The organism is Arthrobacter sp. D1-17 (assembly GCF_054130535.1).
The window spans coordinates 1687479-1702591 of record NZ_CP096382.1; the positions used below are offsets into that span (position 1 = coordinate 1687479).

The 15113-nt window shown below is 65.8% G+C and carries 13 protein-coding genes; 9 read left to right on the top strand and 4 right to left on the bottom strand.

From position 1 onward, the window contains the following. Positions 1 to 3: 3 nt before the first annotated feature. Entirely contained in the window at positions 4 to 792 is a 789-nt protein-coding gene (locus tag M1E01_RS07850) for a spermidine synthase (RefSeq protein WP_457974487.1), read from the bottom strand. Then, on the bottom strand, positions 792 to 2000 hold the full coding sequence (locus M1E01_RS07855; protein WP_457974488.1) for an aminotransferase class I/II-fold pyridoxal phosphate-dependent enzyme: 1209 nt from the start codon (positions 1998 to 2000) through the stop codon (positions 792 to 794). The genes M1E01_RS07850 and M1E01_RS07855 overlap by 1 nt, the downstream gene beginning before the upstream one ends. 93 nt (positions 2001 to 2093) lie before the next feature. On the opposite strand from M1E01_RS07855, the gene coaD reads away from it, so the two are divergent. From coaD to ftsY, 7 genes are all read left to right on the top strand, one after another. Next, positions 2094 to 2594 carry a pantetheine-phosphate adenylyltransferase gene (coaD, locus tag M1E01_RS07860; RefSeq protein ID WP_457974489.1) on the top strand — a complete coding sequence of 167 codons (501 nt, stop codon included), beginning with the start codon at positions 2094 to 2096 and terminating at the stop codon, positions 2592 to 2594. Positions 2595 to 2716: 122 nt separating this feature from the next. Next, the gene (locus M1E01_RS07865) at positions 2717 to 3241 is read left to right on the top strand and encodes a YceD family protein (protein WP_457974490.1); all 525 of its coding nucleotides are present in this window, start codon (positions 2717 to 2719) and stop codon (positions 3239 to 3241) included. A 36-nt stretch (positions 3242 to 3277) separates the two neighbouring features. Further along, a complete protein-coding gene (gene rpmF / locus M1E01_RS07870; RefSeq protein WP_009356569.1) occupies positions 3278 to 3481 on the top strand; it encodes a 50S ribosomal protein L32 in 204 nt (67 codons plus the stop codon). A 21-nt stretch (positions 3482 to 3502) separates the two neighbouring features. Beyond that, the gene (gene rnc / locus M1E01_RS07875; RefSeq protein ID WP_457974491.1) at positions 3503 to 4228 is read left to right on the top strand and encodes a ribonuclease III; all 726 of its coding nucleotides are present in this window, start codon (positions 3503 to 3505) and stop codon (positions 4226 to 4228) included. Positions 4229 to 4236: 8 nt separating this feature from the next. Beyond that, positions 4237 to 5193, top strand: coding sequence for a bifunctional DNA-formamidopyrimidine glycosylase/DNA-(apurinic or apyrimidinic site) lyase (gene mutM, locus M1E01_RS07880; RefSeq protein WP_457974492.1), 957 nt, complete (start codon positions 4237 to 4239; stop codon positions 5191 to 5193). Between the two features lie 121 nt (positions 5194 to 5314). Beyond that, complete coding sequence (locus M1E01_RS07885) at positions 5315 to 9025, top strand: AAA family ATPase (protein WP_457974493.1); 3711 nt, start codon at positions 5315 to 5317, stop codon at positions 9023 to 9025. 38 nt (positions 9026 to 9063) lie between these two features. Beyond that, a complete protein-coding gene (gene ftsY, locus M1E01_RS07890; protein WP_457974494.1) occupies positions 9064 to 10272 on the top strand; it encodes a signal recognition particle-docking protein FtsY in 1209 nt (402 codons plus the stop codon). 58 nt (positions 10273 to 10330) lie between these two features. Here ftsY and M1E01_RS07895 read toward each other — a convergent pair whose 3' ends face one another. Beyond that, positions 10331 to 11590 carry an MFS transporter gene (locus tag M1E01_RS07895; protein ID WP_457974495.1) on the bottom strand — a complete coding sequence of 420 codons (1260 nt, stop codon included), beginning with the start codon at positions 11588 to 11590 and terminating at the stop codon, positions 10331 to 10333. Between the two features lie 227 nt (positions 11591 to 11817). Between M1E01_RS07895 and M1E01_RS07900 the strand changes: the two genes are divergently transcribed. Next, on the top strand, positions 11818 to 13194 hold the full coding sequence (locus tag M1E01_RS07900; protein WP_457974496.1) for an ammonium transporter: 1377 nt from the start codon (positions 11818 to 11820) through the stop codon (positions 13192 to 13194). Beyond that, positions 13191 to 13529, top strand: coding sequence for a P-II family nitrogen regulator (locus M1E01_RS07905; RefSeq protein ID WP_009356573.1), 339 nt, complete (start codon positions 13191 to 13193; stop codon positions 13527 to 13529). The genes M1E01_RS07900 and M1E01_RS07905 overlap by 4 nt, the downstream gene beginning before the upstream one ends. Positions 13530 to 13606: 77 nt before the next feature. Here the strand turns inward: M1E01_RS07905 and M1E01_RS07910 are convergent, their stop codons facing one another. Next, entirely contained in the window at positions 13607 to 15010 is a 1404-nt protein-coding gene (locus M1E01_RS07910) for a glucose-6-phosphate dehydrogenase (protein ID WP_457974497.1), read from the bottom strand. Between the last annotated feature and the right edge of the window lie 103 nt (positions 15011 to 15113).

Genomic DNA, 15113 nt, shown 5'->3' on the forward strand with positions numbered 1-15113 from the left:
CCGTCAGCCGGAGAGATGGTCCAGCTCAACACCGGTGAGCACCTTGGCAGGATGCGGTCCGCGGGCAGCCAGGGCGGCTGTCCAGGGCGCAGGCCAGGGTTTTTGCGTGCCCGCCAGGATGATGTTTCCGGGGTACCGGCCTGAGAACATCCCGGCCTCGGCGAAGGCGGCCACATCGGCCATGACCTGCCGCAGCGCCGCGGCCTGGCTGCGGACCAAAGTCAGGCCCGGTTCGTCACCGACATTGACAATCAGCACGCCCCGCCCGGACAGGCGCGCCGCTGCTTCCCGGTAGAACTCCGCACAGGCAATGTGGGCCGGCGCGTCAGGACCGGAGAAAATGTCCAGGATCACGACGTCGAAGCGCAGTTCGGCCGGCAGTTGGGCGAGCGACTCCCGGGCGTCACCGATGACCGTGTGCAGCTCGATTCCTTCCGGCAGCGGGAGGTGTTCGAGCACAAAGTCCAGCAGCTCCCGTTCCAGCTCCACGGCGAACTGCACCGAGCCCGGCCGGGTCGCCTGGATGTACCGTGCCAGCGTCAGCGCTCCGGCTCCGAGATGCAGCGCAGCGATGGGTTCCCCGTACGGGGCGGCGAGATCCACCACGTGTCCGATCCTGCGCAGGTACTCATAGAAGATCTCTTCGGGCTCGGCCAGATCGACGTGCGACTGTTCGGCCCCGCCGATGCTGAGGACGAAGCCGCCGTCAGTGTACGTGTCGGGTTCGATTACCGCATGCTGGCCGGTGGTGCGCAGGTACCGCGACGCCCGCTTCCGAGCTTCCTCCACCATCAGAGCCTGTCGCTGAGGGTTGCCAGTCTGGCGGCTGCTTCTTCCAGGACTGCGGTTTGCTTGCAGAAGGCAAACCGCAGCAGGCTCTTGGTCCGTTCCGCTCCCTCGGCATGGCAGAACACCGGAACGGGAATGGCGGCCACCCCGACGAGCGAGGGCAGGCGGCGGGCGAGCTCCACGGAGTCACTGATGCCCAGGGGCGAGGTGTCCACGTTGACGAAATACGTGCCCTGAGGTGTGAACACGTCCAGTCCTGCGGCCCGGAGTCCGTCGCTCAGGATGTCACGCTTCTTTCCCAGGGTGAGCGCGATGTCCTCATAGAACGAGTCCGGCAACCCCAGCCCGGTTGCGATCGCGCTCTGGAAGGGCGTGCCGGAGCTGTACGTGAGGAACTGCTTGACGGTGCGGACTGCGGAGACCAGGTCCTCCGGTCCGCTGAGCCAGCCCACCTTCCATCCCGTAAAGGAAAAGGTCTTCCCCGCCGACGAGATGGTGACGGTACGCTCGGCGGCGCCGGGAAGGGAGGCCACCGGGATGTGGCGCACACCGAAGGTGAGGTGTTCGTAGACCTCGTCAGTGATGATGAGGGCATCGTGACGCCGGGCAAGATCAACCACTCGCTGGAGGACCTCGGCCGGAAAGACGGCGCCTGTGGGGTTGTGCGGGTTGTTGACGAGCACCACCCTCGTACGCGGGCTGAAGGCTTGTTCCAGCGCCGCCATGTCCGGCATGAAATCGGGTGCGAGGAGGGGAGCCGTCACATGCGTGGCACCGGACAGGCCGATGATTGCGCCGTAGGAGTCATAGAACGGCTCGAAGGTCAGGACTTCGTCGCCTGGACCCACGAATGCCATAACGGACGCCGCGATCGCCTCGGTGGCGCCCGTCGTCACAATGACCTCGGTGTCAGGGTCCGGCGCCAGGCCGTAGAAACGCTGCTGGTGTGCGGAGATGGCGTGACGCAGCTCGGGGATGCCCTTGCCCGGCGCGTACTGGTTTGAGCCCCGCGCGATGGCTTCCTGGGCGGCTGCCTTGATCTCCGCCGGACCGTCCTCGTCGGGGAAGCCCTGCCCGAGGTTGATGGCGCCGGTGCGGACGGCCAGTGTGGTCATCTCCTCAAAGATCGTCACACCCAGGGTGCCGTCGGAACCCAGGAGATTGGCGCCCGTCGCCGCGCGCTGCCAGGGCGCCGGTAGTGTCTCTGTCATTGCCGTCCTGCCTGTCCGTTTCCGCCGGATTTCCCGCGCGGCCGCTGCATCCAGTCATGGTATCCCGGCTCGAGGATGCGGTAGGTTCGGACCATGAGACGTGCCGTATGCCCAGGGTCCTTCGACCCCATCCACAACGGACACCTTGAGGTGATCGCCCGCGCTGCGAGCCTCTTTGACGAAGTGATCGTGGCGGTGTCCACCAACTACGCCAAGAAATACCGTTTCCCTCTGGAGGAGCGGATCGAGATGGCCAAGGAAACTCTCGCATCGCTGCGCGGCATCGTCGTTGAGCCGGTGGGCGAGGGCCTCCTCGCTGAGTACTGCCGGCAAAGGGGTGTCTCTGCCATCGTCAAAGGACTGCGCTCGTCGTCTGATTTTGACTATGAACTGCCCATGGCCACCATGAACCGCCAACTCAGCGGCGTTGAGACCGTGTTCCTGCCGGCGGAGGCCCACTATGTGCACCTGTCCTCGACGCTGATCAAGGAAGTGTTCACACTGGGCGGCAATGTGTCAGACTTTGTTCCGCGGTCAGTCCTGAAGCGGCTGCTTGCGGGCGCGCCTGCCACGGGCCAGCCCCCAAGAGGGTAGGCTTGAGCGGTAGTTTCCCCGGTTAGGGTGCTTGGTTTGAGTCGTGAAGGACTTCGGGCTAAGATGATACGTCGGTCATATGTTCAACAGGAGTTCTCATTAAGCGAGATGCTAGTTCGCCCTTGATGCTTGATGTCAAGGACCTCGGACGCAGTCCGGGGAGCATGCGTACACTGACGGAACATGTACCCGCGCCAAGTGACCTTGGCGTGGCGCTCATTGGCGTTCAGGAAGGCTCGGATATCGAGCTCGACCTGAGGCTTGAGGCCGTACACGAAGGAATTCTGGTATCAGGAACCGCAATCGCCGAAGTAACCGGTGAATGCGGCCGATGCCTGGATCCCCTTGCGTATGACCTCGAAGTCAATGTGCAAGAACTTTTCTTCTACGAAGGCGCCTTGCCTTCCGACGAGGAAGACGACGAAGAGCAACGTCGAGTCGAGCACGATCTGATCGATCTTGAGCCGGTGTTGCGGGACGCGGTTGTAACCATGCTGCCGTTCCAGCCGGTGTGCCGGGAAGACTGCCAGGGTCTGTGCTCCGAATGCGGGGTGCGCCTGGACGACGAGCCGGGGCACCACCACGAGGTCGTAGATCCTCGCTGGGCTGCCCTGGCTGATCTGGCCAAGCCTGACCGGCAAAATTGATGTGTAAGTGTTTTTCTAGAGAGAAATGAGTTAGCCGTGGCTGTTCCCAAGCGGAAAATGTCTCGCTCGAATACCCGCGCCCGCCGCTCCCAGTGGAAGGCGACTGCCCCCCACCTGGTGAAGACTGTTGAGAACGGCCAGGTTACTTACAGCCTGCCGCACCAGGCAAAGGTCGTTACCGACTCGGCTGGCACTGCGCTGTTCCTTGAGTACAAGGGCCGCAAGGTCGCGGACGTCTAATCGGCCCACAGGCTGAAAAGGATGTCTTCAACTGAAGAGCTTCTGAAGCGTCTCGGTGTCTATATTGACGCCGAGACGCTTCGTCTTGCTCTCACACACCGTTCCTACGCCTACGAAAACGGCGGGATTCCCACCAACGAGCGACTTGAGTTCCTGGGCGATTCCATCCTGGGGTTCTCCGTGACGGACGCCCTCTACCGCGACAACCCGACGCTTCCCGAAGGCGACCTTGCCAAGCGGCGGTCGGCAGTGGTTAGCACACGGGCCCTGGCGGGCATCGGTCGCAGCCTCGGCATTGGTGAGTTCATCTACCTCGGGCAGGGCGAGAAGCTCACCGAAGGAAAGAACAAGGCCTCCATCCTGGCTGACACGATGGAAGCGCTCATCGGAGCAACCTACGTCTCGAATGACATCGAGACTGCCCGGCAGCTGGTCATGCGCCTGATTGGTCCGCTCCTGAAGGACGCCGCCGCCCTCGGCGCCGGCACCGACTGGAAAACAAGCATCCAGGAATTGGCAGCCAGCCGTCAGCTCGGCAGCATCTACTATGCCGTGGAAGGCTCCGGACCCGATCACGCGCGGACGTTCATCGCGGAGCTGCAGATCGGCGGCAGGGCCTACGGCAAGGGCACCGGACACTCGAAGAAGGAAGCGGAGCAGGAAGCTGCAGCCGACGCCTGGCGTTCCCTCTCCGGCGGCGGCGCGGCAACGTCGGACACGTCCACGGAATCCGCTGCCAGCACCTAAGGTGACGCGTGCCTGAACTTCCTGAAGTGGAGGTGGTCCGCCGGGGCCTGGTCAGCTGGGTCCTCGGCAGGACCATCACCGGCGTCGACGTCATCGACCCCAGATCCCTGCGGCGTCATGCCCTGGGGCCCGAGGATTTCGCAGGAAACCTCCAGGGCGCCACAGTCCTGGACGTGGTCCGCCGCGGCAAGTTCCTGTGGATGCCCCTGCACGGTGAGGGCACCGCTCCTCCCTCTGCAGAGCCTCCCAAAGTGGCGCTGATGGCGCACCTCGGGATGAGCGGGCAGCTTCTGATGCAGGACGCCTCCGTCCCCGATGAGAAACATCTTAAGGTCCGTATCCGGCTAAGTCACTGCAGCGGGATGCCCGGTGAGCTGCGGTTCGTCGACCAAAGGATTTTCGGCGGCCTCTTCGTGACGTCGCTCGTACCCACGAGCGACGCCGGACCCGGCGGGCTGGCTGAAAATCCGATGCCGCTGATTGCAGAGGAGGCCTCGCACATTGCCCGCGACCCCCTGGACCCCCACTTTTCTTTCGCGGACTTCTACCGCAGACTGCGGAACCGCAAGACCGGACTTAAGCGCGCGCTGCTGGACCAAGGCCTGGTTTCCGGCATCGGCAACATCTATGCGGACGAAGCCCTATGGCGGGCCAGGCTCCATTACGCCCGTGCCACGGACACCCTGCGGCGGGCGGAAGCTGAACGGGTGCTTACTGCAGCCAGGGAAGTCATGAGTGACGCCCTCGACGCCGGCGGGACCAGCTTCGACTCGCTGTACGTGAACGTCAATGGTGCCTCGGGGTACTTCGAACGCTCCCTGAACGCCTACGGACGCGCGGGGGAGCAATGCCGCCGCTGCGCCGAGTCCGGCCGCCACTCCATCATGAAGCGCGAGATCTTCATGAACCGTTCTTCCTACACATGCCCTGTGTGCCAGCCGCGGCCCCGCAACGGCCGGTGGTGACCTTCGCCTCCCCATTCCCACCCATGGGAAGGCGCGGAAATCCGCGGGTTTCCTGCCCGATGGCAGTAAATTTAGGGCAGGGAAAGCAGCCGCTGCAGCCACTCAGGAGACCAGAAACACCTTGCACCTCAAAAGTCTGACCGTCCGGGGCTTCAAGTCCTTTGCCTCGGCGACGACTTTCGACTTTGAGCCCGGCGTCACCGCCGTCGTGGGACCCAACGGTTCCGGAAAGTCCAATGTAGTCGATGCACTGTCCTGGGTCATGGGTGAGCAGGGCGCCAAGACCCTGCGCGGCGGGAAAATGGAGGACGTCATTTTCGCCGGCACCTCCGGCCGGCCGCCGCTCGGACGCGCCCACGTTTCGCTGACCATCGACAACACCGACGGCGCCCTCCCGATCGAGTACAGCGAGGTGACCATCTCCCGGACCCTGTTCCGCACCGGCGGCTCCGAGTATGCAATCAACGGTGCTGCCTGCCGCCTGCTGGACATCCAGGAGCTTCTCTCCGATTCGGGCCTGGGGCGGGAGATGCACGTCATCGTGGGCCAGGGGCAGCTGGACAAGGTCCTGCATGCCACCCCCGAAGACCGGCGCGGCTTCATCGAGGAAGCTGCCGGAATCCTCAAACACCGCCGCCGCAAGGAAAAGACCGTCCGCAAACTTGAGGCAATGCAGGCGAACCTGCAACGGCTGAGCGACCTCACAGCAGAAATCCGCCGGCAGCTGACGCCGCTGGGTAAGCAGGCGGAAGTGGCGCGCCGGGCACAGACGGTTCAGTTCGAGGTGCGGGATGCCCGGGCGCGGCTGCTCGCCGACGACCTCGTCCGGCTCCGGACAGACCTGGCCCGGGACATCGCGGACGAAACGGCCGTGAAAGCCCGGCGCGCCGCCGTCGAACGCGAGCTTGAGGCGGGTCGGCAGCGCCAGGCCGAACTGGAACAGCTGGCCGCGGAGGCCACCCCGAAGCTCAATTCTGCCCGGGACACGTGGTACCAGCTGACCGCCGGCCGCGAGCGGCTCCGCTCCCTCAGCTCGCTGGCCCGCGACCGTTGCCGGCTGCTCGGCTCGGCAGATGCCGCGCCAGAGCCGGGCCGCGACCCCGACCAGCTTGAGAAGCAGGCAGTCCGCGTCCGCACCGAACAGGCAGACCTCGAGCAGCAGATCGCGGCCCGGCGCGGCGCCCTGGAAGCTGCCACCGCAGCCAAAAGCGAAGCGGAATACGCTGCGGCCGCAGAGGAGAAGCGGCTCACTGCCGCTCTGCGCGCTGCTGCCGACCGGCGGGAAGGCCTTGCCAGGCTGGCCGGCCAGGTCGCGGCGGCGAGGTCGAGGGTTGAAGCAGCGCAGGCAGAGATCGGCAGGCTGCGCGAATCCCAGGTTGCCGGCGAAGAGCGGCGGAAGCAGGCCCAGTCAGAGTTCACGGCGTTGGAATCTCAGGTTGCCGGTGTCGAAGAGGGCGAAGAGTCCCTCGACGCAGAGTACGAGGAAGCCAGCGCGGAGCTGGATGACGTTACTGCCGAAATCGAAACCCTCCGCGTGGCCCAGCGGGAAGCCCTGCGGGAACGCGATACGCTCAAGGCCCGCCACGATGCGCTCCTCCTGGGCCTGCAGCTGAAGGACGGGTCCGGGCACGCACTCGGCGCCGGACTGCCGGGAATAGCAGGCACCCTGGCATCGGCGCTGACGGTTGAACCCGGCTGCGAAACCGCCATCGCCGCTGCCCTCGGCACTGCCTCGGACGCGGTGGTGGTCCGGGACAGCGGCACAGCCGCCGCCGTCGTACAGCTCCTCAAGGACGACGACGCCGGCCGCGCCACGCTGCTGCTGGAAACCCCGCCCGAAGCTGAGGGCTCCGACGGACACCCGGCGGAGCCTCTGCCCGAAGGTGCCCGCTGGGCTCTGCCCGAAGGTGCCCGCTGGGCTCTGCCCGAAGGTGCCCGCTGGGCTCTGCCCGAAGGTGCCCGCTGGGCTCTGCCCGAAGGTGCCCGCTGGGCTCTGCCCGAAGGTGCCCGCTGGGCAACCCGCCTCGTCTCCGCGAAGGGGGCCGCAGGGCAGGCTGTACAACGCCTGGTGGCGGGGATCGCCGTCGTCGACGATCTGGACGCCGCGGCCGCCCTCATCAGCGAGCAGCCGGCGCTGACCGCCGTCACACTGGCGGGCGATGTCTTTACGTCCGTGACCGTCAGCGGGGGCTCGGCCAAGGCGCCGTCGTTGCTCGAGGTGCAGGCCGCCGTCGACGATGCCGCCGCCCGGCTGGCATCGGTGACGGCCGACCTGGAGAAGGGCCGTTTCGCGATGGCGGGTGCAGAGTCGCGGCGGGCAGAGGCGCAGGACCGGACGGACGCTGCCCTCGAAGGGCTCCATGACTCCGACGCGCGGATGGCCGCGGTCGCTGAACGGCTGGGCCATCTCAATTCCGTACTCCGCAGCGCAGTAGGGGAGAGCGAGCGGCTCGCCGCTTCGCTGGCGCGGGCGGAAGCCAACATGGCCAGCGAACAGGAAGCGCTGACCGCGGTCGCGGCGCGGCTCGCCGCTGCCCAGGAAGCCCCGGCGGAGGAGGAACCGTCCACCGCGGAAAGGGACGCCCTTACGGCCGCGGCGGCACAGGCCCGCTCGGCCGAAATGGAGGCCCGGCTTGCGCTGCGCAGCGCCGAGGAGCAGCTCTCGGCTACGTCCAACAGGGCAGCGTCGTTGGAACGGGCAGCAGCCTCGGAACGCCGGGCGAGGGAGGCTGCTGCCGAACGTGCCCGGCGCCGCAGGATCCAGGCCCGCAGGGCCGCGGCAGTCGCGGAAGCCGCGGACCATATCATCAGGTTCAGCGATGCCTCCGTCGAACTGGCTGGCCGTGAGCGCGACGTTGCCGAACAGAACCGCGAACAGCGGGAGCGTGAACTGGTGGACATCCGCACCGTCAACGACGCCCTGGCCCGGGAGCTCGCGGAGCTGACAGACTCGGTGCACCGCGACGAACTGGCACGCACCCAGCAGAAGCTTCGAATCGAAGCGCTGGAAGTCAGATCCGTGGAGGAACTCGGCCTGACCGCCGACCAGCTGGTGGCGGACTACGGACCGGACCAGCCGGTTCCGCAGCCCGCCACGGCATCCGCCGACAAATGGGCTGAGCTCCGGGCACCCGTTGACGAGGACGGCAGCCCGATTCTGGAGGGGAAGCCCTTTGTCCGCGAAGAGCAGGAAAAGCGGCTCCGTAAAGCCGAGCGTGACCTCTCCTCGCTGGGCAAGGTCAATCCGCTGGCGCTCGAGGAGTTTGCCGCGCTGGAGGAGAGGCACCAGTTCCTGAGCACGCAGCTCGAAGACCTCAGGTCCAGCCGCAGGGACCTGCTGGACATCATCCAGGAAGTTGATGACCGGGTTCAGCGGGTCTTCGCGGAGGCCTTCGCGGACACCGCAGCGCAGTTCGTCCACGTCTTTTCACGGCTGTTTCCAGGCGGTGAGGGCCGGCTCGTCCTCACCGACCCCGACGACATGCTGACCACCGGCATCGAGGTCGAGGCACGGCCCGCGGGAAAGAAGATCAAGCGCCTGTCGCTGCTGTCCGGCGGCGAGCGGTCCCTGACGGCGGTAGCGCTGCTCGTGGCGATCTTCAAGGCCAGGCCTTCGCCGTTTTACGTCATGGACGAAGTTGAGGCCGCGCTTGACGACACCAACCTGGGGCGGCTCATCACGATCTTCGAAGAGCTGCGCGAATCCAGCCAGCTCATCGTCATCACGCACCAGAAGCGGACCATGGAGGTCGCAGACGCCCTCTACGGGGTGACGATGCGCGGTGACGGCGTATCCACCGTGATCAGCCAGCGCCTGCGCGCCGAGGTGTAGCACGGGGCTGCAGGGGCTGTTGTGAGAAGCTAGGGGATGTGAACGACATCCTTCCAATTCTTCTGCCCATTCTCGCTGTCCTGGCGGTCATCGGCGGGCTGATTCCGGTGCTGCTCAAGTCACGGAAGTCCGGAAAGCAGTACTCGGGAACCCGTGACGCCAACGATCCCGTGCAGCCGCAGGCCGGCGGTGCCACGCTCCTCGAGGACCGCCCAGGGGCGGCTCCCGGGCGGACGGCCCCTGACCTGGCCGACGTCGAAGGCCTGGAAACAGAAGTTCCCGACGACGTAGCCGGCCTGGAAACAATTCCCGTCGAGACTCCGCTGCCGGCCGCCGGTCGGCTCACCCGCCTCCGTGAGCGGCTCGTCAGGTCGAACAACGTCCTGGGCAAGGGACTCCTTGCGCTGCTGGCCAGCGACAGGATCGACGAGGACGTGTGGGACGAAGTCGAAGAGACCCTGCTCCTGGCCGATCTCGGTACGGAACCCACCATGCAGCTCGTGGACGCCCTCCGCGAACGCGTGAAGGTCCTCGGCACGCGGTCGCCGGAGCACGTTAAAGCCCTCCTCCGCGAGGAACTCATCAAGCTGGTAGACCCTACGATGGACCGGAGCCTCCGCGTCGAACGGCACGCGGACAAGCCGGCCGTGATGATGGTGGTGGGGGTCAACGGCGTCGGCAAGACCACCACCGTGGGCAAGCTGGCCCGCGTCCTCGTCGCCGAGGACAAGGATGTCCTGCTCGGCGCGGCAGACACCTTCCGCGCTGCCGCCGCGGAGCAGCTGGCCACGTGGGGCCAGCGCGTCGGCGTTCCCACGGTAAAGTCCGACGTCGACGGGGCGGACCCTGCATCCGTCGCCTACGAGGCAGTCAAGGCGGGCATCGATCAGGAGGTCGACGTCGTCATGATCGATACAGCCGGACGCCTGCAAAACAAGGTCGGCCTGATGGACGAGCTGGGCAAGGTCAAGCGCGTCATCGAGAAGCTCGCCGAGGTTGACGAAGTCCTCCTCGTGCTCGACGCCACAACCGGGCAGAACGGCCTTAACCAGGCGCGCGTGTTCTCCGAGGTCGTCAACATCACGGGCATCGTCCTGACCAAGCTGGACGGAACGGCCAAGGGCGGCATCGTGGTTGCCATCCAGAAGGCCCTCGGCGTTCCCGTCAAGCTCATCGGGCTTGGCGAGGGAGCGGACGACCTCGCGCCGTTCGAGGCCGAAGGTTTCGTGGACGCACTCCTGAACTGACACCCATCCCAACTGACTCGCAATAGTGGTCGTTTTGAGTAACGACTACAGCTGCGGGTCAGTTGGGCTTGCCTGCGTCCGCGGGTTGCCGCAGCACGGTCTCCCGCGCGAGCAGCCAGGCGGCCGCCGCGAGCAGCAGCACTGCCCCCGTTGCCGCAAACGCCCAGCCATATCCGAAAGCGTCCGCCACCACACCTGTGAGGACCGGACCCAGGATCGCTCCAATATCGGCGGTCATCTGGTACACCGCCAGCACCCGCCCTCCGGACCGTTCACGTCCGATCACATCCGCCACGGCGGCCTGCTGCGCCGGGCCAAGCAAACCGGCGCCGACTCCCGCCAGCAGCGATGCGGCAAGAAAAAGGAGCAGTCCCTGGGTGAGCCCAATGCCGCCGGTAGCAGCCCCCGTCAGCACGAGCCCGGCGACCATCATGGGCTTGCGGCCCAGACTGTCGGCCAGCCTTCCGGAGAAGGTCAGCGCCAGCGCATTGCCGGCGGCAAAGACAGCCAGTGCCCAGCCAGCCGCCTCCGGTCCGGCGCCGAGCGCGGCGACGGCGAACAAGGGCACGGTGGCCATTCTCACCCCGAACGTGGCCCAGCCGTTGGCAAAGCTCGAGAGCAGCGAGGCCCGGTACGCAGAGTCACCCATAGCTTCTCCGAGCTTCATGGCCGGCGCCGCCGCTCCGTCGCGGCCGCCCGAGCCCGGGTTATGGCTCAGTTGCGTCTGCACCACCAGTGCCGCCAGGACAAGAGCGCCGGCATAGGCGAGGAACGGAACCCGCAGCCCAAACCCTGCCAGCAGACCGCCCACAATCGGCCCGCAGACGTTGCCAATCAGGAACGCAGAGGCGTAGGCACCTGAGACCCTGCCGCGGCTCTCGGGAGGGGCCAGCCTAATGACCAGCGCCATCGACGCAACTGTGAACATGACCGAGCCGGCACCGCCGAGGCCGCGGAAGACCAGGAGCTGCCAGTAATTCTGTGCGAAGGCACAGGCCGCGGTGGACGCAGCCACGATCAGCAGCCCCGTTACGTAGACAGGCCGCTCCCCGAGTTTTCCTATCAAAGCACCTCCCGCCGGCGCGAAAAGCAGCCGCATGAACGCGAAGATGCTGACGATCACGGCGGCGGCGGTGGCACCGACGTCGAACGTGGTGGCGAACTGGGGGAGCACCGGTGCCACGAGGCCAAATCCGAGGGCTATCAGGAACGCCGCAACCAGCATCACCTTGATGTCACGGGGGAGCGGGGAGCCGCCGTTCCGCCTGCCGGATGGGAAGCGGAGCCTTCCGGCGGCGGGACGCGGGTGTGGAGTCATGGAGCAGTGATCCTTGCAAAGCGGGTGGAAACGGAGGGATGGGAACGGTGAAACATAACCGTAACAAGCCAGATATGCACCATTTACTTCCGGGAGGTTCTTGTAACAGACCGGCAATCTAAATCCTCCGCCGGCGAAACACGCCGGGGCAAAACTTTATGTAGGACGCAAAAGGCGTTGGCCAGGCGGATCTATCCGCAGCATTGATCATAGGGAGGACGTGCACCATGGAACTTACCGCAGGTCACGTATGGCTCATGGTGGCGGCGGCACTCGTGCTGCTCATGACACCAGGGCTGGCATTTTTCTACGGCGGCATGACGCGCGCCAAGGCAGCACTGAACATGATGATGATGAGCTTCATCTCCATCGGCATTGTCAGCGTTGTGTGGGTACTTTGGGGTTACTCCATGTCGGGCGGCGATGGCTTCCTGCAGATGGTCGGGAATCCTTTCGCCAACTTCGGTCTTGAGGGAATCACGGAACCGGACGGTCTCATCCTTGTCGGCTATGGCGCAACCTTCGCCATCATTACCGTGGCCCTGATCAGCGGTGCCATCGCAGACCGCGCCAAGTTCGGCGCCTGGTCCGTGTTCGTGCCCGTGTGGGTAACTCTTGTGTACTGCCCGCTTGCCTACATGGTCTGGGGCGGCGGACTCTTCGGCGAGGAAGGCGCAATCGGCCAAGCGCTCGGCCCGGCCATCGACTTCGCCGGCGGCACCGTGGTCCACATCAACGCCGGTGTCGCGGCTCTGATCCTCGTCCTGATCATCGGCAACCGCAAGGGCTTCGGCAAGGATCCGAACCACCGCCCGCACAACATCCCCTTCGTGATGCTCGGGGCTGCCATCCTCTGGTTCGGCTGGTTCGGCTTCAATGGCGGCCTCGCCGCTACCGCAGAACAGGGCGGCCTCATCTGGGTCAACACCCTTGCCGCACCTGCCGCCGCCATGATCGGCTGGCTCATCACGGAGCGCATCCGCGACGGACACCCCACCTCCCTCGGTGCAGCATCCGGCGTGGTAGCCGGCCTGGTTGCCATCACCCCCGCCTGCGCCAACGTCAGCCCGGTCGGCGCCCTGGGTCTCGGCCTCGTCGCAGGCATGGCTTCAGCCCTGGCTGTCGGTCTTAAGTTCCGGTGGGGCTTCGATGACTCGCTTGACGTCGTGGGCGTCCACCTGGTCTCGGGCATCATCGGCACCGTGGCTCTCGGCTTCATCGCCGTCCCCACGGACGGCGTGGGCGGCGGCCTGTTCTACGGCGGAGGAGCGGCGCAGCTCTGGGCGCAGCTCGCAGCGGCCGGCATCGCCATCGCCTACTCGGCCGTCCTGACGGTGATCATCGCACTGGCGATCCACAAGACCATGGGCTTCCGGGTCTCCCAGGAACAGGAAGTTGTGGGCGTGGACCTCAGCCTGCACGCTGAGACCGCTTACGAGTTCGGTGTCGGCGGCCACGGCGGAAGCTTCCAGCCGCTGCATGAACTGATCACCGGGAATGCTCCGACAAGCGGCACGGACACTCCGCCTGCGGCGGATGCCTCTGCACAAGGCGCCGAAGAGAAGAAAGAAACAGCATCAGGCAAGGAAAGCGTGGGGGCATGAAACTGATTACGGCAATCGTCCGGCCGGAGAAGCTGGAAACTATCCGGGAAGGGCTGGAGGCCTACGGGGTCCAGGGGCTCACGGTCAGCGCAGCCAGCGGCTACGGCCGCCAGCGGGGGTACACCGAGGTCTATCGGGGCGCGGAGTACAACGTGGACCTGCTGCCCAAGATCCGGGTGGAAGTCCTGGCCACGGACGAACAGGCCGACGACATCCTGGATGTCATCATCGCCAGCTCCAACACCGGACGCGCAGGCGACGGCAAGGTCTGGACAGTGGATGTCTTTGAAGCAGTCAGGGTGCGGACAGGCGAACGTGGCGTAGCAGCCATCTGATAAGTGCCACCCGCAGCCGCGGGGAATGCCAGGGGGCCGGTCACCGCAAGGTGACCGGCTCTTTGCCTGCCAGGAACTTAGCCCTTCCGCGCGGAACCTAACCGTGCCTCCGGGCCCGCGGAGCCGGCGTCGTACTCCTCAAGCGGAACTGTGCCGTCCGCCCAGGCCTTGAGCACCGGCTCAACGATCCGCCAGCACTCCTCGGCGGTGTCACCGCGCACGGACAGCAGGGGGTCGCCGGTGAGGACGCCCTCCAAAACTTCCCCGTAGGGCAGCAGGTCCGAGGCGTTCAGCTCGGCAACCAGCGAGGCCCGGTCCAGCGTGAAGACGTCGCCGGGACCGTTGACGTCCACGTCCAGCTCCAGGGTGTCCGGCCCGAAGCCGATCCGCAGCTGGTTGGGGACGTCGGTGCCCAGGAATCCCTTGGGCAGGTGCGGCACCGGCCGGAAGGTCACCACCGCTTCCTTCCGTTTTTTTCCTAAGGCCTTGCCCGACCGCAGAATGAACGGCACGCCCTTCCACCGCCAGTTGTCGATTTCCACCCGGACTTCGGCGAAGGTTTCGGTGTTGAGCGAAGCGTCCACGCCCTCTTCATCCGCGTAGTCAGGGACGGACCTGCCGCCGAGGCTCCCGGCCGTGTAGCGCGCACGGCCCGTGGTTACCCCGTAAGGAGGCTTGATGCTGCTGGCCCGCAGCACCATGCCCACCGCGTCCCGCAGGTCGCGCTCCCCGATTGTGGCCGGCGGATCCATGGCCATCAGAGCCATGATCTGCAGGAGATGGCTCTGGATCATGTCGCGCAGCGCGCCGGCACTGTCGTAATAGCGGGCGCGGCCCTCCAACGCCAGGTCCTCATCGAAAATGATCTCAACTTTGTCAATGTGCTCCCGGTTCCAGACCGGCTCCAGGAAATTGTTGGCAAAGCGCAGTCCGAGAATGTTCAGCACGGTGGCCTTGCCGAGAAAATGGTCCACCCTGTGGATGCGGTCTTCCGGGACGAGGCCCAGCAGGGTCCGGTTGAGTTCGCGGGCAGAGTCTTGGCCGGACCCGAACGGCTTCTCCATGACAAGGCGGGTACCGGCCGCAACCTGGCCGGGCTGCAGGATTTCGCAGGCCTTCTGGCTCACGTGCGGAGGCAGGGCAAAATAAACAGCCACCGGACCTTCGAGTTCTGACAGCAGGGACGCCAAAGGGCCGTCCGCTGTGACGTCCAGCTGGTGGTAGGCGGTGGACTGTTCAAGCGCCTCGATGGCCTGCTTCCCCACAGCGCCGGCGTTCTGCGCCGCATCGGCGAAGGCGGTATGGACGCGCTCCCGCCACTGTTCCTGGAGCCACGGATCAGAGCCCGCACCCACAAGCCGGAGCCCTTCCGTCCGTCCCGCGGCTGCCAGGCGGGCCAGCCCCGGGAGCAGGAGCCGGCCCGTCAGATCACCGGAAGCGCCGAGGATGAGCAGGGTTTTCACAGTTGTTTGCCTCGTCACTGTGCCAGCATGCCATCTTGGGGGCCCGTCTTGGTACCCTAGATAGTCGAGTCCCGTCGTCGACGCAGCTGGCAACAGCGGCCGAGGCGCTGGTGTGCCGCAG